The organism is Mesorhizobium sp. URHB0026, from assembly GCF_054059755.1.
In genome coordinates, this window is the sequence record NZ_JBSSCN010000001.1 from 3,769,366 (window position 1) to 3,789,770 (window position 20,405).

At 63.2% G+C, this 20,405-nt stretch carries 10 protein-coding genes, 1 tRNA gene and 1 pseudogene; 7 read left to right on the forward strand and 5 right to left on the reverse strand.

The genetic code is table 11. The features are described 5' to 3' along the window. Positions 1–4 precede the first annotated feature (4 nt). The 4 genes from ACVWWD_RS18425 to ACVWWD_RS18440 all read left to right on the forward strand — a co-directional run bounded on the left by ACVWWD_RS18425 (position 5) and on the right by ACVWWD_RS18440 (position 12,470). On the forward strand, positions 5–583 hold the full coding sequence (locus ACVWWD_RS18425; RefSeq protein ID WP_352552547.1) for a HutD/Ves family protein: 579 nt from the start codon (positions 5–7) through the stop codon (positions 581–583). Between the two features lie 288 nt (positions 584–871). After that, a complete protein-coding gene (locus ACVWWD_RS18430) occupies positions 872–9,460 on the forward strand; it encodes a GH36-type glycosyl hydrolase domain-containing protein (RefSeq protein WP_457103228.1) in 8,589 nt (2,862 codons plus the stop codon). A 371-nt stretch (positions 9,461–9,831) separates the two neighbouring features. Next, positions 9,832–11,604 carry a glucan ABC transporter ATP-binding protein/ permease gene (locus ACVWWD_RS18435; RefSeq protein ID WP_023783018.1) on the forward strand — a complete coding sequence of 591 codons (1,773 nt, stop codon included), beginning with the start codon at positions 9,832–9,834 and terminating at the stop codon, positions 11,602–11,604. A gap of 104 nt (positions 11,605–11,708) precedes the next feature. After that, entirely contained in the window at positions 11,709–12,470 is a 762-nt protein-coding gene (locus ACVWWD_RS18440) for a heme ABC transporter permease (protein WP_352550320.1), read from the forward strand. 4 nt (positions 12,471–12,474) lie between these two features. Here the strand turns inward: ACVWWD_RS18440 and ACVWWD_RS18445 are convergent, their stop codons facing one another. Next, a complete protein-coding gene (locus ACVWWD_RS18445) occupies positions 12,475–13,533 on the reverse strand; it encodes a D-TA family PLP-dependent enzyme (RefSeq protein WP_352550321.1) in 1,059 nt (352 codons plus the stop codon). A gap of 199 nt (positions 13,534–13,732) precedes the next feature. Between ACVWWD_RS18445 and ACVWWD_RS18450 the strand changes: the two genes are divergently transcribed. Together ACVWWD_RS18450 and ACVWWD_RS18455 are read left to right on the forward strand one after the other, a co-directional pair. Continuing rightward, entirely contained in the window at positions 13,733–14,419 is a 687-nt protein-coding gene (locus tag ACVWWD_RS18450; protein ID WP_352550348.1) for a D-lyxose/D-mannose family sugar isomerase, read from the forward strand. A 72-nt stretch (positions 14,420–14,491) separates the two neighbouring features. Beyond that, positions 14,492–14,893: a hypothetical protein gene (locus ACVWWD_RS18455; protein ID WP_352550322.1), complete on the forward strand. Its 402-nt coding sequence runs from the start codon at positions 14,492–14,494 to the stop codon at positions 14,891–14,893. Positions 14,894–14,923: 30 nt separating this feature from the next. Here the strand turns inward: ACVWWD_RS18455 and ACVWWD_RS18460 are convergent. The 4 genes and pseudogenes from ACVWWD_RS18460 to ACVWWD_RS18475 form a co-directional block, all read right to left on the reverse strand. Then, positions 14,924–16,608 (reverse strand): annotated as a pseudogene (locus ACVWWD_RS18460) (hypothetical protein). Positions 16,609–16,730: 122 nt separating this feature from the next. Continuing rightward, positions 16,731–17,375, reverse strand: coding sequence for a hypothetical protein (locus tag ACVWWD_RS18465; RefSeq protein ID WP_352550323.1), 645 nt, complete (start codon positions 17,373–17,375; stop codon positions 16,731–16,733). Between the two features lie 121 nt (positions 17,376–17,496). Continuing rightward, positions 17,497–17,570 (reverse strand) — tRNA-Gln (locus ACVWWD_RS18470). 176 nt (positions 17,571–17,746) lie between these two features. Continuing rightward, positions 17,747–18,679, reverse strand: a complete 933-nt coding sequence (locus ACVWWD_RS18475; RefSeq protein WP_023773309.1) for a lysylphosphatidylglycerol synthase domain-containing protein — start codon at positions 18,677–18,679, stop codon at positions 17,747–17,749. Between the two features lie 351 nt (positions 18,680–19,030). Here ACVWWD_RS18475 and ACVWWD_RS18480 point away from each other — a divergent pair, with 351 nt between their 5' ends. Continuing rightward, entirely contained in the window at positions 19,031–20,386 is a 1,356-nt protein-coding gene (locus tag ACVWWD_RS18480) for a Ppx/GppA phosphatase family protein (RefSeq protein ID WP_457103636.1), read from the forward strand. Positions 20,387–20,405 lie beyond the last annotated feature (19 nt).

The following is a 20,405-nucleotide window of genomic DNA, read 5'->3' on the forward strand; positions in this document are numbered from 1 at the left end:
CGTCATGCACATTCTGCGTACCACCGATTACCGCGTCATGCCATGGAAAAACGGCGGCGGTACGACGACCGAGATCGCCGTCTCGCCCGCTGGCGCCGGGCTCGACGATTTCGAATGGCGCGTCTCGATGGCCCGGGTCGAGACGAGCGAGCCGTTCTCCAGCTTTGCCGGCATCGACCGCACCCTGTCCGTGCTGGAAGGCGAGGGGATCGTGCTTGACGTCGCCGGCCTTCCGCCCGAGCGGATGACAGCGGCTTCCCAGCCTTTTTCCTTTCCAGCCGACCAGCCGACAAGTGCCGCGCTGATCGCCGGCCCGATCACCGATCTCAACGTCATGACCCGCCGCGGCCGCGTGTTGCATCAAGTCGAACGCCTGCCGGTTTCGGCGCCTGTGGAAATCTCGACCGAGGCCTGTTCCACCCTGATCCTTTGCCACAGAGGCCATGCCATTTTCGCCGGCGCCGCTCCTCTCCGCCTCGGGCCGCTCGACACCCTGCTGCTCGGGCCGGATATTTCCGTCTTGCGGGTAGAGCCCGCCCCGGATGCGACCCTTTTCGTGGTCCGCATAAGGGGGGCCGCCTGACGCGTTTACCGCCAACGGTTACCGCCTGTTTTCAAACATGATCGCGATGCCGGCGAAATATAGCGTAAGCTGACGGTGGCATCACGAAAAAGCCCGAATCCTCTCCGTCGATCGGTCCCGACGGGAGCGAGGGGCGCTCGTCTTTGAGTCGGTCGAAAGATGACGCTCCGTCGTGGTGCGGAAACAAACTTTCGGCATAGGGGTTGATGCAACCGATTGCATTTGAACCGGTTTTAGGGCCATTGCCGTGGCGGTGACGCCGCTGAGTGCCCGCTTACGGAATTTTCAATGAATATTCAGACGAACCCAGCCCAGATCGAGAAGACAAGCGCGAGCTTCCCGGCCATCACGGAAGAGCCGATACGATCGGTATTCCTGCCGGAGGAACGGCTCCGGCGGCTCGGCGAGAGCCTGGCCAAGGGCGATCTGACGGATCTGTTCGGCCTGATCCCGTTCGACTTCCAGGCCCGCATCCGTGACAGCGCCAAGAAGATCCTCGAAGTCTACCGGTCGACCAATGCCGCGCAGGGGAGGGGCGAAACCATCACGCCGGCCGCGCAGTGGCTGCTCGACAACAACTATCTGATCGAGGAAACCATTTTCCAGGTCAAACGCGACCTGCCGCGCCGCTTCTACCGGCAGTTGCCAACGCTGAAACTGCCCGATGGCGGCACCGTGCCGCGCGCATTGGCGCTGGCCTGGACTTATGTCGCGCATTCCGACAGTTCCGTCTCGGCGACCATGTTCAAGTCCATCGTCCAGGGTTTTCAGTCGGTCGAGCCGCTTAAAATCGGCGAACTCTGGGCCCTGCCGTCCCTTTTGCGCTTCGTGCTCATCGAGAACCTCCGCCGCCTGGCGGTCAGGGTCAACCGCACCCGCCAGATGCGCCAGATCGCCAACGATGTGGCCGACAAGGTGCTTGCGACCGACGACAATCCGGACCGGCAGGCGATCCTTGCCAATTTCAGCGCGCATGCACAGGACACCACCTTCGCCACTCAGCTTCTCTACCGCCTGCGTGACGGATCGCAGAATGCCGGCAAGGCGCTGGAGTGGCTGGAAGGCGAACTTGAGAAGACCGGCTCGGATGCCGAGGAAATCATCATTTCCGAGCACCAGACGTTGTCCAGCGGCAATGTGACCACCGGCAACATCGTCCGCGGCCTGCGCCTCATCAACGACGTCGACTGGACGGTGTGGTTCGAAGGCGTCAGCCGCATCGATACCGTGCTGCGCGAGCGCACCGATTTCGCGGCACTCGACTTCTTCTCGCGCGATCAATACCGCACCGCGATCGAGGAACTGGCACGCCGCTCGAATCTGTCGGAGTACCGTGTCGCCGAAAAAGCCATCGAACTGGCCGGCCATGCTGTTAGTGAAACCGTCCCGGAGAGCGGCGAAGGGGTTGATGCCGAGGCTGCAGCCGTCCACACCGATGTCGGTTTCTATCTCGTTGGCCCGCGCCGGCTGGAACTCGAAAAGACGATCGGTTATCGGCCAACGATCAGCCAGATGGTCAAACGGACCTTCGCCAAGACCGGATGGCTTGGCATCGTCCTGCCCGTCTTCGCCCTGACCGTCCTGCTGCTCGTCCTGTCGGGCAACGCCCTTTCCAATCTCGGCCTGTCGGTGCCGTCGATCGTGCTGATGCTGGCTCTGTTTGCCGTGCCGGCCAGCGAAGGCGCGCTCGCTTTCTTCAACACCGTGGTCTCGCTGTTCCTCAAGCCGACACGCCTGATCGGCTATGACTACAGGCACGGCGTGCCGCCCGAGGCGCGCACCCTGGTGGTCGTGCCGTCGCTGATCGGCTCGCGTGACGATGTCGAGGAGAACATCCGCAACATCGAAGTGCATTACCTTGCCAATCTGGCGGACGAGATCCATTTCGCGCTGCTTTCGGACTGGCCCGACAGCAAGATCGAGATCGAGGCGGCCGACACCGAGATATTAGACTTCGCCCGCGCCGAAATCGCCCGCCTCAATGCGCGCCATCCCTCCGAAGGCGCGCCGCGCTTCTACATCCTGCACCGCCGCCGGCTCTACAATGCCGCTCAAGGGTCCTGGATGGGTTGGGAGCGCAAGCGCGGCAAACTGCACGAACTCGACCTGTTGCTGCGTGGCGACAGCGATACCACCTTCCTGCCGCTCGAAGTGCCGCTGCCTGAAAAAGTCGTCCATGTGATGACGCTCGACGCCGATACCCGCACCACCCGTGATGCCGTATCGAGCCTGGTCGGCAAGCTATGCCATCCGCTCAACCGGCCGCATTTCGACGCCACCAGGCGCGTCGTCACCGCCGGCTACACCATCCTGCAGCCGCGCATCACCGCTTCGCTCACCAGCGGCGATGAAGCCTCGTTCTTCCAGCGCGTGTTCTCGGCCAATCGCGGCCTTGATCCTTATGTCTTCGCTGTTTCGGACCTCTATCAGGACGTCTTCAGCGACGGGTCTTTCACCGGCAAGGGCCTCTATCACGTCGATGCCTTCGAGGCCGCCTTGCAGGGCCGCATCGAGGAAAACACCATTCTCAGCCACGATCTGCTCGAAGGCGCGCTGGCGCGCGCCGCGCTGGTCACCGACGTCGAGTTGGTCGAGGATTACCCGACCCGCTACTCGGTCGATGCCTCGCGCCACCATCGCTGGGCGCGCGGCGACTGGCAGCTTTTGGGATACATCTTCAACCCGCGCTCCGGCGTGCCGGCGCTGTCGCGCTGGAAGATGGTCGACAATCTCCGCCGCTCGCTGACGCCGATCTTCTGGGTGATGGCGGCGATCGCCGGCTGGACCTTGCTGCCCTTCACGCAGGCCGCGCAGTGGCAGGCATTGTTGATCCTCAGTCTGTTCATGGCGCCGACCTTCGACATCGTCAACGCCATCCTGCCCAAAAGCGGCGACCAGACGCCGCGCGGCCACTTCTCGGCGCTGGCGCGCGACGTCGCCTTCGGCACCGCCATGGTGGCGCTGAAGATCGTACTGATGGCACATAACGCCTGGATGATGGGCGATGCCATTGTGCGCACGCTCTACCGGCTGTTCGTCAGCCGGCAAAACCTCTTGGAATGGCGCACCGCCTCGCAGGCGCACAAAGCCGGCGACAACGATGTCGGCTCCTATTACGGCATGATGTATGGCGCCGTGATCATCGGCTTTGTCGGCCTCGCCATTCCCGTGCTGGCTGATTCCACCGGTGCCTTCGTTGCGTTCTTCTTTGCCTTGTTCTGGATCGGCTCGCCGGCGATCGCCAGTTGGATCAGTCGCTCCGCGGAAACCGAGGACCGGCTGCGCATCTCGCAAGCCGACATCCACACGCTGCGCACCGTGGCGCGCCGTACCTGGCACTATTTCGAGAGCTTCGTGACGGCAGAGCATCACAATCTGCCGCCGGACAATTTCCAGGAGAGCCCCGCGCCAGTCGTCGCGCCGCGCACCTCGCCGACCAACATCGGCGTTTACTTGCTCTCGGTCGTCTCGGCACGCGATTTCGGCTGGATCAGCCTGTCCGATGCCATCACCCGCATCGACGCCACCATGACCACCATCGAGAGCATGCCGCGCCATCGTGGCCATCTCTTCAACTGGTACGACACCACGACGCTAAAGCCGCTCTATCCGCTCTACATCTCGGCTGTCGACAGCGGCAATCTCGCCGGCCACCTGGTGGCGGTGGCGGCTGCCTGCGCCGAATGGGCGGAAGCCCCTTCCGTCCACCTGCAGGGCGATTTCGAAGGCATCCTCGATACGGTGACCATCCTGAGCGAAAGCCTCGATGAACTGCCCGACGACCGCCGACAGTTGCGGCCGTTGCGCCAACGCCTTGTCGATCGCCTCGACGGCATGCGGCGCGCCGTCGAAACAATCAAGGCGCAGCCGGAAATGGCCTCCATCCGCACCATCAACCTGGCGGTGCTGGCCGGCGAAATCCGCAAGCTCGCCACCGCCATTCACACCGAAGCCGCATCGCCGCAAAGCGACGTCATCGTCGACTGGACGGCAAGGCTCGAAACCACCTGCGAGGCGCACGTCCACGACGCCCATAGCGACGAGAACGCCGTCGAGGCTCTGCGTGCCAAGCTGCTCACCTTGCGCGAACGCACCCGTCGTTTCGCCTTCGAGATGGAGTTCGCCTTCCTGATGCGGCCGGAGCGCAAGCTCTTGTCTATCGGCTACCGGGTCGAGGAGCATCAGCTCGACGAAAGCTGCTACGACCTTCTCGCCTCCGAGGCGCGGCTGACCAGCCTGTTCGCCATCGCCAAGGGCGATCTGCCGACCGAACACTGGTTCAGGCTTGGCCGCCCGATCGTCGAGATCGGCTTCCAGGGCGCGCTGATGTCGTGGTCCGGCTCGATGTTCGAATATCTGATGCCGCCGCTGGTGATGAAGGAACCGCAAGGCTCGATCCTCAACCAGACCAGCAAGCTGATCATCAAGCGCCAGATGCAGTATGGCCGCCAGAAGAACGTGCCGTGGGGTATTTCGGAAGCGGCCTACAACGCCCGTGACCGGGAACTGACCTATCAATATACCAATTTCGGCGTGCCCGGACTGGGACTAAAGCGCGGCCTCGGCCAGAACACGGTGATTGCGCCTTACGCGACTATCATGGCGGCGCAGTTCAACCCGCGCGAAGCGGTGCAGAATCTGGCCCGGCTGCGGGAGATCGGCGCGCTTGGCCGTCATGGCTATTATGATGCAGTCGACTTCACGCCGCAGCGCGTACCGGAAGGCACCAACCACGCAGTCGTGCTGAACTACTATGCCCACCATTCGGGCATGTCGATCGCCGCCGTCGCCGACGCCATCTTCGAAGGTCGCCTACGCGATCGCTTCCATAGCGATCCGGTCATTGAATCGGCCGAATTGCTGCTGCAGGAGAGGGCGCCTCGCGACATTCCGACCGCCACCGTCCGCACCGAGGCGGACGAGCGCTCCAAGGACGAGACCGAGACCGAGAGCCCCGACACCCGCATCGTGCTCGATCCCGCGCGGGCGCTTCGTTCGACCAATGTGATGTCGAATGGCCGCTATTCGGTGATGGTGACCGCAACCGGCTCCGGCTACAGCCGCTGGGGCGATCTTTCCGTCACCCGCTGGCAGCCCGATCCGGTCGAGGATCGGCTTGGCTCCTACATATTCCTGCGCGATGCCGCCACTGGCGACTGGTGGTCCGCGACTTCGGAACCGAGGCGCGCGGCCGAGGAAAAGACGCAGGCCCTGTTTTCCGATGACAAGGCGAGCTTCGTGAAGCTGGTGGGCACGCTGCGCTCCGAAGTGGAGTGCATCGTCATCTCCGAGGGCAATGGCGAAGGCCGTCGAATCACGCTCTACAACGAGAGCACATCCGACCGTCACATCGAGGTGACGTCCTTTGCAGAACTGGTCCTGGGTTCGGAAGCTTCCGACAACGCGCATCCGGCCTTCTCGAAAATGTTCGTGGAAACGGAAATCGCCGCCAACAACGGCGCGATCTTCGCCACGCGTCGCAAGCGTGAAACCAGCGAGCCCGATGTAACGCTGGTGCATTTCGTCACCGATCCGTCGGGACCGGCGCGTGATGCCGAGGCCGAGACCGACAGGCGCGCCTTCATCGGCCGTGGCCGCACCATCGTCGATGCCGCCGCCTTCGATCCAGGCGCCAGGCTTGGCGGCCATTCCGGCTTCACGCTCGATCCCATCGCCTCGCTGCGTCGTCAGGTGCGCGTGCCCGCCAACAAGAAGGTATCTCTGACCTTCTGGACCGTCGTCGGGGCCAACCGTGCTGAGCTGGAGGAGGCGATAAACCGGCTCGACCATCAGGAGAGTTTTGCCCGGCAGGCGATGCTTGCCTGGACGCGTAGCCAGGTGCAGACCCGCCATATGGGCCTCAGTCTGACCGACGCGGCCAATGTGCAGAAACTGGCGCGCTATCTGATCTATCCCGACCCGTTCCTCCGGTTGCCGGCCGAGTCCATCGCTTCCGGGCTGGGCAAGCAGTCGAGCCTGTGGCCGACCAGTATTTCGGGCGATTACCCGATCTTCCTGGTCAGGATCGGCGACGTTGCCGATCTCGAGATCGTAGCCCAGGCGTTGCGCTTCCAGGAATATATGCGCACCCGCGGCATGATGATCGACTTCGTCGTCGTCAACGAGCAGGCTTCCTCCTATGTCCAGGATCTGCAGCGCGCGGTCGAGACGCTGTGCGAAAACAGCCGCTTGCGCGGCAAGGAACTCGGACCCCGCCAGCACATTTTCGCGGTCCGTCGCGACCTGATGGAGGAAACCACCTACAAGACGCTGCTCGCCGTCGCCCGGGTTGTGCTGCATACGCGCAATGGCACCATCTTCGACCAGATCGAACGGGCCGAGGCGGCCGCGCTGCAGACGCGCGATGGCCTGCAGCCGGCAGGATTGCCGAGTTCGCGCGAAATCGCGGCGCTCGCACCGCAGATGCATGCATTTGCCTCGCAGGCTGTGGCCGACGTCAGCGCCGATGGCTCCGGCCTCAGCCTGTGGAATGGTTTCGGTGGCTTCGACGGCGACGGGCGGCACTACGTGGTGCGCCTGGCCGGCCGGCGCACGACGCCGCAACCCTGGATCAACGTCGTCTCCAACGCCTCGTTCGGCTTCCACACCTCGGCCGAGGGGGCGGCCTTCACCTGGAGCCGCAACAGCCGCGATTACCAGCTGACGCCATGGTCGAACGACCCGGTGTCCAACCGACCGGGCGAGGGCATCTATATTTACGACCAGGCCAGCGGCAAGGCGTTCTCTCCGCTCGCAGCGATGGTGCGCGATCCCGCGATGACCTACGAGGCCTGGCATGGCCAAGGCTTCTCGACCTTCCGCTCGAAGCGCGGACCGTTGTCGATGGACCTGACCCATGTCGTCGATCCAATCGATCCGGTGAAGATCACACGGCTGCGCATCCAGAATTCCGGCCCGGTACCGGCTCGGCTGCGCGTCTATGCTTACGCCGAATGGGTGCTTGGCGGGCATCGGTCGCGCACCGCGGCAACCATAGTGCCATCCCGCGACGGGGCCTCTGGCGCGCTGCTGGCGCAAAATCCCTACGGGCTCGATTTCAGCGAGCGGGTGGCCTTCCTCGCCGCCGACACCGGCGTCCACTCGGTGACGTCAGACCGGGCCGAGTTCCTCGGCCGGCACGGGTCCAGCGAGCTGCCACAGGCGGTGCTGAGCGGTTCGGCCCTGTCGGGTCGCGTCGAGGCCGGAGATGATCCTTGCGCGGCGATCGCTCGCGACGTCGAGATTCCGGCCGGCGCCGACGTCACGCTTATCTGGCTGCTCGGCGATGCCGATTCCGCGGCGCAGGCGAGCGCGTTGGTGCAGACGCACCGTGGCAAGGACTTCGACCAGCGCCTTGCCGACAATGAGCGCGAATGGCGCGCCTTCCTAGACACTATCCAGGTGGAGACGCCGGACAAGGCACTCGATGCCATGGTCAACCACTGGCTGCCCTATCAGAGCCTTGCCTGCCGCATCCGCGCCCGCTCGGCCTTCTATCAGGCAAGCGGCGCCTTCGGCTTCCGCGACCAGTTGCAGGACACGCTCGCCTTGCTGGCGCATGACCCGACGCTGGCGCGCGACCAGATCCTCAACGCCGCGCGGCGGCAGTTCCCGGAAGGGGACGTGCAGCATTGGTGGCTGCCGCGCACCGGCGCCGGCGTGCGTACCTTGATCTCCGACGACGTGGTGTGGCTCGCCCACGCCACGGCGCGCTATCTCACGGTAACCGGCGACGCCGCCATCCTGAAGGAGCAACTGCCTTTCCTCGACGGACAGGAGCTGGGTGAAGGCGAGCACGACGCCTTCTTCACCCCTGAAATCTCGAAGAAGACGGTGTCGCTCTACGACCACTGCGCGCGTGCGCTCGACCTTGCCATCAAGCGCAGCAGTCCAGCCGGCCTGCCGCTGATCCTTGGCGGCGACTGGAACGACGGCATGAACCGTGTCGGCGAACACGGCAAGGGCGAGAGCGTGTGGCTGGGGTGGTTCCTGTTGAAGACCCTGGGCGACTTCGCCGCGGTCGCCAAGACCGAGGGCGACACCAAGCGCGCACAGGCCTGGGCAAAGCATGCCGACGCACTGAAGCGGGCGCTTGAAAGCACGGCATGGGACGGCGAATGGTACCGGCGCGGCAGTTTCGATGACGGTACGCCTTTAGGGTCGCGCACATCGCAGGAGTGCAAGATCGACTCCATAGCACAGTCCTGGAGCGTGCTGTCGGGCGAGGGCGACCCGGCGCGGTCGACCACCGCCATGCAGCAGGCGACGAAGCTGCTCGTCGATGATCATCTCAAGATCGTCAAACTGTTCACGCCACCGTTCTCGAAGACGCAGAAGGACCCCGGCTACATCAAGAGCTATCCGCCTGGCGTGCGCGAGAATGGCGGCCAGTACACCCACGCGGCGACATGGTTCGTCATTGCGCTGGCCGAGATGGGGCAGACCGATGAAGCCTATCGCTGCTTCTCGATGCTGAACCCGGTCAACCACGCGTCCGACGAGGCCTCGGCCGAGCACTACCGCGTCGAGCCCTACGTAGTGGCGGCTGATATCTACGCCGGGGACGACAAGGGAGGTCGCGGCGGCTGGACCTGGTACACCGGCTCGGCGGGCTGGCTTTATCGGGCGGCGGTCGAAGGCATCCTAGGCATTGAACGGCGCGGCAAGCAGATCACATTCCGGCCGAAGCTGCCCAGCCACTGGGATGGCTACCAGGCTTCACTCAAGATGCTGGGCGCCGAGATCAAGGTCCAGGTCATTCGCGACAAAAAGACCAAGACGATCTCGCTCGAAGTGAATGGTTCGAAGACAAAATCGACGTCCTTCGCACCAAAAGCTGGTGGCCAGACCGAGGTTGTGGTCAAGATTCCGGCATGAAATCAACTATCTAGTGATCAGATCGCGCGTCCTTCGGGGACGCGCGACTCGTGCATTTTTTACTTGCGCGCGGGGTGCTGACGACGTTGGCCAGGCGCCCGGACGAAAGTGATGCCGGCCTGCCGTGATTAAAAATGTGGCACCGCTCGACCACTGCCATGATTTTGCCGCAAGCTGACATTTCACCTTTTATCTCAAACCGTTAGGTGATCACGCCAGATTTCGTATCGTCGTCATCTTTTGTTCGCTAAATGGGAACGGAAGAGATAGACGGGCATTGTTTTGCGACGCATCAACCGTTACGTGTCAGGGAATGGTGCGGTGCACAATATCGGTATTGGGCACAATAGAACGTTGGCGGAGTAGCTGAAGTGTCACTTCTGCAGATCTATTGGAGAGCGCTGGGGTATCTGGCTGCCGACAAGAAGCGCGTCGCGCTGATCTGTTCGGCCAACGTCGCTCTTGCAGCCATCGCGATCCTCGAGCCGATCATGTTCGGCCGGGTCATCGACGCTATTTCCGCGCATGGTTCCGTTTTCTCCACGCTCGCCGTGTGGGCCGGCCTCGGCGCCTTCAATGTGATGGCTTTCGTACTGGTGGCGCGCGGCGCCGACCGGTTCGCGCACGCCCGGCGCAGCGAAGTGCTCTGCCAGTCGTTCGAGCGCGTCATCACCATGCCGCTCGCCTGGCATCATCAACGCGGCACCTCGAATGCCCTCCACACGCTGCTGCGCGCCGTCGAGACGCTGTTCAGCCTTTGGCTCGAATTCATGCGTCAGCATTTGTCCACGGCTGTCGCGCTCGTTCTGCTGGTTCCGACGGCCCTCAGCATGGATGTGCGCATGTCGATGGTTCTGCTCGTGCTTGGCGTGCTCTATGTCGGCATCGGCCGCCTTGTGATGAAGCGCACCAAGGAAGGCCAGGCCGCGGTCGAGCGCCACTATCACAAGGTGTTCGCGCATGTGACCGACTCGGTGAGCAACGTCGCCGTGCTGCAAAGCTACAACCGTCTTGGTTATGAGGCCGAGGCGCTGCGCGGCTACGTCAAGAACCTTCTCGACGCGCAGAACCCGGTGCTCGACTGGTGGGCTATCGCCAATGCGCTCAATCGGCTGTCGTCGACGATCTCGATGATGGTGGTGCTTCTGATCGGCGCTTATCTGGTCACTCATGGCCAGCTGCGCATCGGTGACGTCATCGCCTTCACCGGCTTCGCCACGCTGCTGATCTCACGGCTCGACCAGATGTCGGCGTTCGCGAACCAGATTTCGGAAGCTCGCGCCAAGCTCGAGGATTTCTACAAGCTCGAGGACTCGGCCGCCGATACCGCCGAGCCGGACGGCTTGCGCGACCTTGCCAACGTCACCGGCCATGTCCGTTTCGAGGATGTCAACTTCGAGTTCGCCAATTCGGGGCAGGGCGTCAGCGACGTGTCCTTCGAGGTGCAGGCCGGCCAGACCGTCGCGATCGTCGGACCGACGGGTGCGGGCAAGACCACGCTCATCAACTTGCTGCAGCGCGTCTTCTCGCCGTCCAGCGGCCGAATCCTGATCGACGGCATCGATACTCGCACGGTGACCCGCAAGTCGCTGCGCCATTCGATCGCCACCGTGTTCCAGGATGCTGGGCTTTTGAACCGCTCGATCGAGGACAACATCCGGGTCGGCCGTGCCGATGCGACCAACGACGAGATCCATGCCGCCGCCACCGCGGCCGCGGCGCAGGATTTCATCCTGGCCAAGAGCAATGGCTACGACACGGTGGTCGGCGAACGTGGCGGCCAGCTTTCAGGCGGCGAGCGCCAGCGCATCGCCATTGCCCGTGCCGTGCTGAAGGATGCCCCGATCCTAGTGCTCGACGAGGCGACCAGCGCGCTCGACGTCGAGACCGAGGACCGCGTCAAGGAGGCGATCGACGAATTGCGCCGCGACCGCACCACCTTCATCATCGCCCACCGCCTGACCACCGTTCGCGATGCCGACCTGGTCGTGTTCATGGACAAGGGCAGGGTGGTCGAGATGGGTGGCTTTGCCGAACTGTCGCTGCGCAACGGCCGCTTCGCCAGCCTGCTGCGCGCCGGCGGCCTGCTCAACGACGAGGAAGTCCGGCGCCTCAGCCGGTCGGTGCAGGGCGAGGCCGCCTGAGCCGTTAACGGTTCCGCCTTCTCCCGAATGGGGGGAGGCAAGACCAAACCTGCGACACCGCCGCTCGATTGCCCCAAACGCTTCGGCGGTCTATGTAAAGTCGCATGAGTGACACCACCTCACGCTTGAGCGGCTTGACCGATCTCGCCAATCCGACGCGGTTCGTCGGGCTTGCCGATAAGCTTGTGCCGTGGCTGGCCGCGCTCGCCGCGCTCATCCTCGCGATTGGCCTCTATATGAGCTTCACCGCGCCCGAGGATTTCCAGCAGGGTATCACCGTTCGCATCATGTACATCCACGTGCCCTTCGCCTGGCTCGCCATGATGTGCTACACGCTGATGGCGGTCTCCGCCCTTGGCACGCTGGTCTGGCGCCATCCGCTGGCCGATGTCGCGCTCAAGTCGGCCGCACCCATTGGATCGGTGTTTACCGCGCTGGCGCTGATCACCGGTTCGATCTGGGGCAAGCCGATGTGGGGCACCTGGTGGGTATGGGACGCCCGCCTGACTTCTGTCTTTGTGCTGTTCCTGATGTATCTCGGCATCATCGCGCTGACCCGCGCGTTGGATGATGCCAGCCGCGCCGCCTGGGCCGCCGCCATCATCACGCTGGTCGGCTTCATCAATATCCCGATTATCAAATTCTCGGTCGACTGGTGGAACACGCTGCACCAGCCTGCCTCGGTGTTCAGGCTCGGCGGCCCGACCATCGACCCGAGCCTGCTCTGGCCTCTGCTGGTGATGGCTGTCGGGTTTACCGTGCTGTTCTTCGCGCTGCACCTGATGGCAATGCGCACCGAAATCCGCCGCCGCCGGGTGATAGCCATGCGGCGGGTGGCGGCACGGCAGGCGGAGAGTCCGGTCTAAAACCTCATGTCATCAGCCCGCGTGCCGCTACCGGCAGCGTTTCGAGAACCTTCTCACCGTCTATCAGATTGACCTCGTTGAACAGGTTGGTGACGACGCAGCAGTGGTCCGGCACCACGCGCACGCGTTCGCCAATGCGGAGCCTGCCGTCGCCGGAAAGCGTGACCGTGCCGTGCTCCTCGCTCAGGCCCGTCACCAGCGCTCCGGGGACGCCCATCAACTCTCCAAAATCCTTTAGCCCAAGCGTATCGCTGGACAGGGCCTTGCTGCCGCTATCGAGAATGGCGCGCGTCGCTGTCGGATGGCTGACCACGGTTGCGAGCACCGTCAGCGCGCAATCGTCCAAGGTGCCGACGCCTTTGGCGACCTGGTAGCGGTCGAGATAGATGTAGGTTCCCGGGCGATACTCCGTGATGACGCATGCATCGGCGGAGCGCCACATATCAGGCGTGCCGCCGCTGGAGATGCGCTCGCAGGCAAGTCCCGAGGCTGCCAGCGCCTGCTTGGCGTCGGCAAGCCAGGCTTCAGCTTCACTCGCGCGGCCGGCGGCCGGATAGGTCATCAGTCCGCCGAAGGTGAGGCCACCTGCCTTGTCGATCAGCCTTGCCAGCGCCACTGCTTCATTGGCTGTCTGCACGCCGCAGCGACCCATGCCGGTGTCGCATTCGACCAACACGGGCAGAGGATGGCCGGCATCGGTGAAAGCTGCCGCGAGCCCTTCCAGCGTATCCATGCTGTCGGCCGTCACCGACAGGGTCACGCGGCCGTGCAGCGCCTTCAGCCGCTCGAGCTTGGCGCGCCCCAGAATGTTGTAGGGGAGAAAGATATCGGTCAGCCCGGCGTCGGCCATTACCTCGGCCTCGCCGATCTTTTGGCACGTGATGCCCACGGCACCTGCCGCCATTTGCTTCTTCGCCCAATAAGGCAGCTTGTGCGTCTTGATGTGCGGCCTGAGCTTCAGTCCGTTCTTGTCGGCATGAGCCTGTGCACGAGCAATGTTGGCTTCGGCGCGTGCGACGTCGACAAGGATCGAAGGCGTATCGAGGTCATGGATGGTCTGCATCGGCTATCCCTGTGCAATTCGCAAGGGTTTATGAGCCTCAAAGCACGCGATGTCACGCGGCCAGCGGGCCGCGATCTGTTGGCCATGGGTGGCACGCGCGAGGCTCGAACAGGCAGGGCTCGAATCGGCAAGATGGATCGACACCGCACCGGCGTTCGGCTATGCGATTGTCGGAAAAATCGACACGAGGGTCATCATCTTGAAACGCTCCGCCATCAACGACATCATCCGCGAAGCCGACGCCTTCATCCGCTCGTTCGGCTATATCATGCCGCCTTTCGCCTACTGGTCGCCGGAAGAGATGAAGACGCGCCAGGTCGATTCCTCGGCCATCTTCACCTCACGGCTCGGCTGGGACATCACCGACTACGGCCAGGGCAAGTTCGACGATCTCGGCCTGTTTCTGTTCACCGTTCGCAACGGCCGCTATGAGGACATGAAGAAGGGCATGGGCATGCTCTATGCCGAAAAGATCATGATTTCGCGCAAGGAACAGATGTCGCCGATGCACCGCCACAACATCAAGGCCGAGGACATCATCAACCGCGGCGGCGGCAAGCTGGTGCTTGAACTGTTCATGCATGATCGCGACGGCGGCATCGACCCCAAGGCCGAGGTATCGGTGCCGGTCGACGGAACCATCCACAGGCTGCCGGCGGGCGGGCTGCTGAAGCTTGATCCGGGCCAAAGCGTCACGCTCTTGCCTGGCGTTTGGCACGCCTTCTGGGCCGAGGGCAAGGATGTCCTGATCGGCGAGGTGTCGACCGTCAATGACGATCGCACGGACAACGTCTTTCGCGAGCCGATCGGCCGTTTCGCCGATATCGAGGAAGACACATCGCCGCTGCATCTATTGGTGGCGGACTATGACAAATGGCTGTGCTGAGGGCGTCCGTTCTCAACCCCACATCGCCCCCGACTTGCGGGGCGAGCAACCAAGTCCGAGGAGAAATAAGTCTTGAAGTCAGTTCTAGTTCTAACCATTGCCGCCTTGGCGGCGCTCGGTTTCGGTATGCCGGCCCAGGCGGCGGGCTTCACCAATATCGTCATTTCCGCGACCAAGGACGGGAGAATGCCTCAGAGCAACTTCCCTGTCGAGACACCGGTGATCTACGTCTCGGCTGACCTCGTGGATATCGCGCCGACCTCGAAAATCACATTCTCCTGGGTCTCGGTTGATTCTCACGGCGCCGCGCCGGAGAACTATACCATCGACAAGGTTGACCTCGACGTAGGAGCCAACAATCAGGCTGATTCACAACTCAGCAAACCCACGGCGGGATGGCCGGAGGGCACCTATCGGGTTGATTTGGCCATTGATGGAACGGTTGCTGAATCGGTACCCTTCAGCATTCCATGATTGAACTGCGCGAGAAGGGCGCGACGGGCATCAATGACAACAGCTGAGTGCCGATTGCACGCCCGTCCGGCACAGGCACGATGAGCTGATCGGCACATCGGCCTTGGCCAGCGCCGTGGCGAGTTTTGCCTGCAGTGCAGGCAGCTCTTGGCTCTCGCCGCGCCGCCTCAAACATTCCACCAGCCCGTGCAGCGCCCAGACATTGTCCGGGTGCTGGGCGCAGCGCTGCACATTGCCGCTCAGGCCGAGATCGTGGCGATAGACCTGTTCGGCCTCTTGCGCGTGCCCCTGGTCGAGAAGCAGCGCCGCCAGCGCATGACGCGGCGGGTGCATCCACGCCCACGGCTCGGTGTAGGACAGATTGTCATCCAGCTCGACCGCCTGCCTGAGATGGCCGTAGGCCTGCTCGTGCCGGCCTTGATGATAGGCAAGCTCGCCGTCGAGCAAGGCGGCACCGACGGCGAGCGAGGCGCGGGCCGGGTTGCTAAGAAACGCCGCTCGGCTGGAATGCCTTCGAGATGCTGGTGGAAGCGTTCACGCTCGCGCTCGGCGTCGGTGAATTGCCTCAGCGTCGCATGCGCCACGCCCTTGGCGTAGTGCTGCATGGCCGCCGTCAGCACATAGAGGCCGGGCTCTTCGGTTGCCGGCTCCTTGATGATTTCCCGCCAGCGACCGAAGCGCACCAGCACGTGCGATTTCATCGCATGATAGCCTTCCACGGTCTGGGTGAGTTTGGGCCGATCCTGGATGGCGACCACGTCACGCGTCACCCGGCTGCGCACCTTGTCGGCGGCCCACAGCGCCGGCTGGTACTGGCCCGACAACATGCAGGTGAACATCATCAGGTGCAGGTCGTGGCAGCAGCCGAGCAGATAATAGGTCGGCTCATCGGCGTAGGCGAGATAGAGGTCGTTGGCCCGAACCGCCTTTTTGCTGGCGAGCTTCGCCTTCTCATAGTCGCCGCACAGCACATAGATATGCCCCGGCATGTGGTTCATGTGCCCGGCATCGGGGCACATCTCGCCGAGCTGATCGGCCGAGCGCATGCCGCGTTCCGGGACGGTGGACATTTCTAGCAGATGAATGTGCAGGTGGATGATCGCCGGATGCTGCGCGATGCCGGATTCGTCTGCGAGCCGGATTGACCGCTCGCAAACCTCCAGCGCCTCGACGACGGCGGAATTCGGCGCCGGTTTACCTGTCTTGAGGTCCCACAGGCGCCGTACCGTTCGCATCATCAGCGCCTCGACGAGAAGCGCCATCACATCATGATCGTCGGGAAAATTCTGATGGACCCGCCGCATCGCGTCGGCATAGGCGTTGTCCCATTGCTCGAACTCCGGCGGCGCCACCCGGTGCGGTTTCCGGAAGCGGCAAGCCAACGCCTCGATCAATTGTCTTTCCATCTCGCTAGCTGCGGCCGCACTGGCGCGCGCGAGCTGGACATGCTCGAAGCAACGCTTCGTCGCGCTGTTTGCCTCGGCCTCGCCATGCTCCTTCCATGTCAGATTGTAGAAAGGCCCGGCTGCATAGGCTATGCCCCAATGAACCATCGGGCAGTCCGGATCGGTCTCCAGCGCCTTCTCAAAGCACTTGATGCCTTCCTCATGGTTGAAGCCGTAGCACCAGTTCAGACCGAGATCGAACCAGCGCTGGGTCTCGGTAGAGCGGGTGGAGATCGGGCGGCGGTAGCCGCCGAGATTGAAGCGATCCATGGGGTCTCATTCAAGTCGGGTTCGCCGCGAGCCAAGCCCTGGCCAGATTCTTCGCCGTCAATGTGTTCCGAAATTCGTGGCCGTGGCAAACACCATGGTTTTGGGGTGGATGTGAAGAGCGGCTACGCGCCGTCCTGGTCGGTCTCTTCGGGTGCCACTTCGCCTTGCCAGCCGCCTAACTCCGGCAGGTCCTCAAGCCAACTTTTCTCGGTCATCACGGCATCGCCGGCCTGTGGTGCGGCCTCGGTGGCGTTTTGAATCAGCCAGTCCACCCACTTCCGATAGGCAGCCGGATCCATCTGGGGCGGCAGCACCTTGGCCTTGAGCAGCATCCTCTTGCGGAAGCTGGTTTGCCTGCGCAGTTTGGTCGTCGTGAACTTGATTGCCTTGCCCTGGTATTCAACCGTCCAGCGGTCGCCTCCATGGCCGACAAGCCTGTCTACGGCGAAACCGGCATCGACCGGTCTCTCCCGCCAGGGAAGCTCGATGGCGTTCTTCCTCAAATCGATAGCCCATCGTCTGTAGTCGGCCCCGGGACGCTGGGGCGGCAGCACGCCGGCCTGTTCAAGAATCTTCCGTCGGAAGGTAGGCTGCTTCTTGAGCTGGCCGGTCGTCAGCTCGATGCGATGTCCACGGAATTCGACATGCCAGCGGATCCTCCCATTGCCGACATACTTCACCAATCTGTCGATAAAGAACTCGCCATCGGCAAGCATCACGCATCCCTGCTTGATGCTGGAGAGGATGTACTGGCTGTCAGTGACCATCAGGCGGCCTTATGCAGGATTCGTTCGCGAAGCGTAGCGACAGCGATGTGCCGGATTTATGCACCAGAAAAGCGTTCCGGTTCCGATTTTCGCTAAGTGACCACTTTCATTGACAAATGCTTGGCTGGGGAACCTGGATTCGAACCAGGACTAACGGAGTCAGAGTCCGTGGGTCTACCGTTAACCTATTCCCCAGCAGGCGTGCTATCGCCACAAAAGCGAAAATCGCGCGGGCCCAACGGCTGAGCCGCTTGAGCGCTGCCTTGTAGCCGCCAGTGGAAAATAGTCAAGTCTGCTTTGCGGTTCAATTGCCAGGTTTTATCACCGGTTCCGAACGCCAGCTTTTCCGGCGGCGTGCGAACCTCCGAGCCTCAGCTCTCCTTGCGGCTGAACTGCGAGCGTTCGAAAAACAGCACGATGCCCAGGCCCATAAACAGCGGGACGATGAGATAAAACAGCCGGAACACCAGCAGCGCCGCCACCACGCCGACCGGGTCCATGTCGGAAAGCCCGGCAAGGAACACCACCTCAAACACGCCGAGTCCGCCTGGCGCGTGCGAGATCTGGGCGACTGAGAAGGAGACCAAGAAGACGCCCAGCACGACGAAATAGCCGGGATTATGCACCTCGGGCAGGGTGAAAAAGATGATCGCCGCGGCCGCGAGCAGTTCGATCGGGCCGATCAGCAACTGCCTGGCGACGATCGGCAGCGCGGGATAGTGCAACTGAAAGCCGGCGATCCTCAGCGGGCGCAGGTGCAGCCAACTGCCGAATACATAGGCTGCGATGAGGACCAGCATCGCAATGCCTGCCGCCTCCGACAGGCCGTGATGGGCGATGCCGGAAAAGCGATCAATGATCTGCGGCTCGAACACCAGCACAAGGCCGGAGGCGAGTAACGTCGACAGCACGAAGGTTATCCAGCAGATCGCCACCAGCACGCCGACTTCCTGGCCGGTCAGCCCCCTTGTGCCGTAGGCACGGTAGCGAATGACGGCGCCGGAGAACACCGAGCCGCCGATATTGTGCGACAGCGCGTAGGTGGTGAAGGAGCAGAGCGTCACGAACAGCCACGACACTTTTTTGCCAATATGCAGCAGCGCGATGTGATCGTAGCCGGCGAGCGCGGCATAGGCGACGAGCGAGCTCAAGCCTGCCAGGATCCAGCCACGAGTTGGAATAGCCGCCATCCCGTCCCAAACGTCGTCGAGCGAGATGCCGCGCAATTCATGCCAGAGCAGCAGCAGCGAGAAGATCACCGCGCCGATGCCGACGACCGGCCAGAAATAGCGTTTCCAGTTCATTGCCCGACCGCCATGCGTTGCGTATCCGCTTCCTTTCCGTCGAGAGGCCGTCCTCCCCGGTTTCCCCGTTCATTTCAGAAATGCCTCATTGAAGCCGGCTATTCAACCGCGAACACTTGTCGCGCCTGACGCCATCCTTGTTTGCCGCGCGCCGCCACGGTGTTGCGCTACCAGCCCAGCCTTGCCGGTACATTACGCCAGTGCAAAAACAGGCCCGCGCACCCGGCGGCAAAATTCAGCATGCGGCTCTTGGTGATCGAGCACGGCACTGTTAGTCTGGCGGCAACTTGAAACATGCCAAAGCGCCTGCTGCGTCCGTCACCGGTTCGCGCGGCGCCGGAAGGAACGACAGTGGAAGACCGCGACACCGGCGCAGGCGCGCCGGAGGTGGGCGCGTCCAGCGCTTCCCTTGGGCCATCAGGCCCGGGGACAGCCGGTTGGCAGCAACGCCGCGCAACGGAGCCTCGCTCCGTCAATGGGCAGGCTGGCGACGCGACCCAGAAGGGCAAGCCCAAGAAACGACGCAAGCGAAGGCGTGGACGCAAGGTTTTTGCGCGCGACGAGGCGCGCCCAGAGGCCAATCTATCGCCGGTACAAGGCAAGGCCGCTGTCGCGGCGGTGGATTTGAAGCCTGTTGCCGCCGCCACAATCTCGCCCGCCGTTGCAATGCCCGAGCAAGGCAACCGCCGGCCGCCGGTGCACGAGCTTCCCATCTTCGCCGCGCTGGACCTCGGCACCAACAATTGCCGGCTGCTGGTCGCCGTTCCCACGCGTCATGGCCAGTTCCGCGTCATCGATGCCTTCTCGCGCATCGTCAGGCTGGGCGAGGGGCTCACCGCCAATGGCCGGCTCGGCCAGCCGGCGATGGACCGCGCGGTCGAGGCGCTGAAGGTCTGCGGCGATAAATTGCGCGGCCGCAAGATCAGGAAGGCAAGGCTGATCGCCACCGAAGCCTGCCGAACAGCCGAAAACGGCGTGGAGTTCCTCGATCGCGTCGAACGCGAAGCCGGCCTGAAGCTCGAGATCATCGACCGCCAGACCGAAGCCCGCCTTGCGGTCTCCGGCTGCGGTTCGCTGGTCGAGCGCAACACGCAGGGCGTCGTCCTGTTCGACATTGGTGGCGGGTCTTCCGAGATCGCGCTGATCGATCTCACCGGCCGCCGTTCGCCGCGGCTGGCCAATCACATCGTCTCGTGGACCTCGCTGCCGGTCGGCGTCGTCTCGTTGGCGGAACGCTTTGGCGGCCGCACCGTGACGCGCGAGATATTCACCGCCATGGTCGACGACGTTGCCGGCAGGCTGGCCGCTTTCGATGGCCGGGATCGGTTGAGCCATCTCAAGGCCAGCCCGAATTTCCATCTGCTGGGCACTTCGGGTACGGTGACGACGCTGGCCGGCGTCCATCTCGACCTCGAACGCTACGACCGCCGGCGCGTCGACGGCCTGTGGATGGACCGCGACAGCGTCGACCGTATGGTGGAGAAACTGGTCGGCTGGGACTTCCAGCAGCGTTGCGCCAACCCCTGCATCGGCGCCGACCGCGCCGATCTCGTGTTGGCCGGTTGCGCCATCCTCGAAGCAATCCGCGCCGTCTGGCCGTCGGAACGGCTGCGCGTCGCGGACCGGGGCTTGCGCGAAGGAATATTGAGTGAGCTGATGGCCGATGACGGCGTCTGGCGCAATGACGGGCGTGCTAGGGCATCATGATCATGCTCGAACAAGAAAT

Excerpts from the sequence above, each read along its gene's own strand:
- ACVWWD_RS18425 (WP_352552547.1), top strand. The coding sequence starts at position 5 with ATGCACATTCTGCGTACCACCGATTACCGCGTCATGCCATGGAAAAAC.
- ACVWWD_RS18430 (WP_457103228.1), top strand. The coding sequence starts at position 872 with ATGAATATTCAGACGAACCCAGCCCAGATCGAGAAGACAAGCGCGAGC.
- ACVWWD_RS18440 (WP_352550320.1), top strand. The coding sequence starts at position 11,709 with ATGAGTGACACCACCTCACGCTTGAGCGGCTTGACCGATCTCGCCAAT.
- ACVWWD_RS18445 (WP_352550321.1), bottom strand. The coding sequence starts at position 13,533 with ATGCAGACCATCCATGACCTCGATACGCCTTCGATCCTTGTCGACGTC.
- ACVWWD_RS18465 (WP_352550323.1), bottom strand. The coding sequence starts at position 17,375 with ATGGTCACTGACAGCCAGTACATCCTCTCCAGCATCAAGCAGGGATGC.
- ACVWWD_RS18475 (WP_023773309.1), bottom strand. The coding sequence starts at position 18,679 with ATGAACTGGAAACGCTATTTCTGGCCGGTCGTCGGCATCGGCGCGGTG.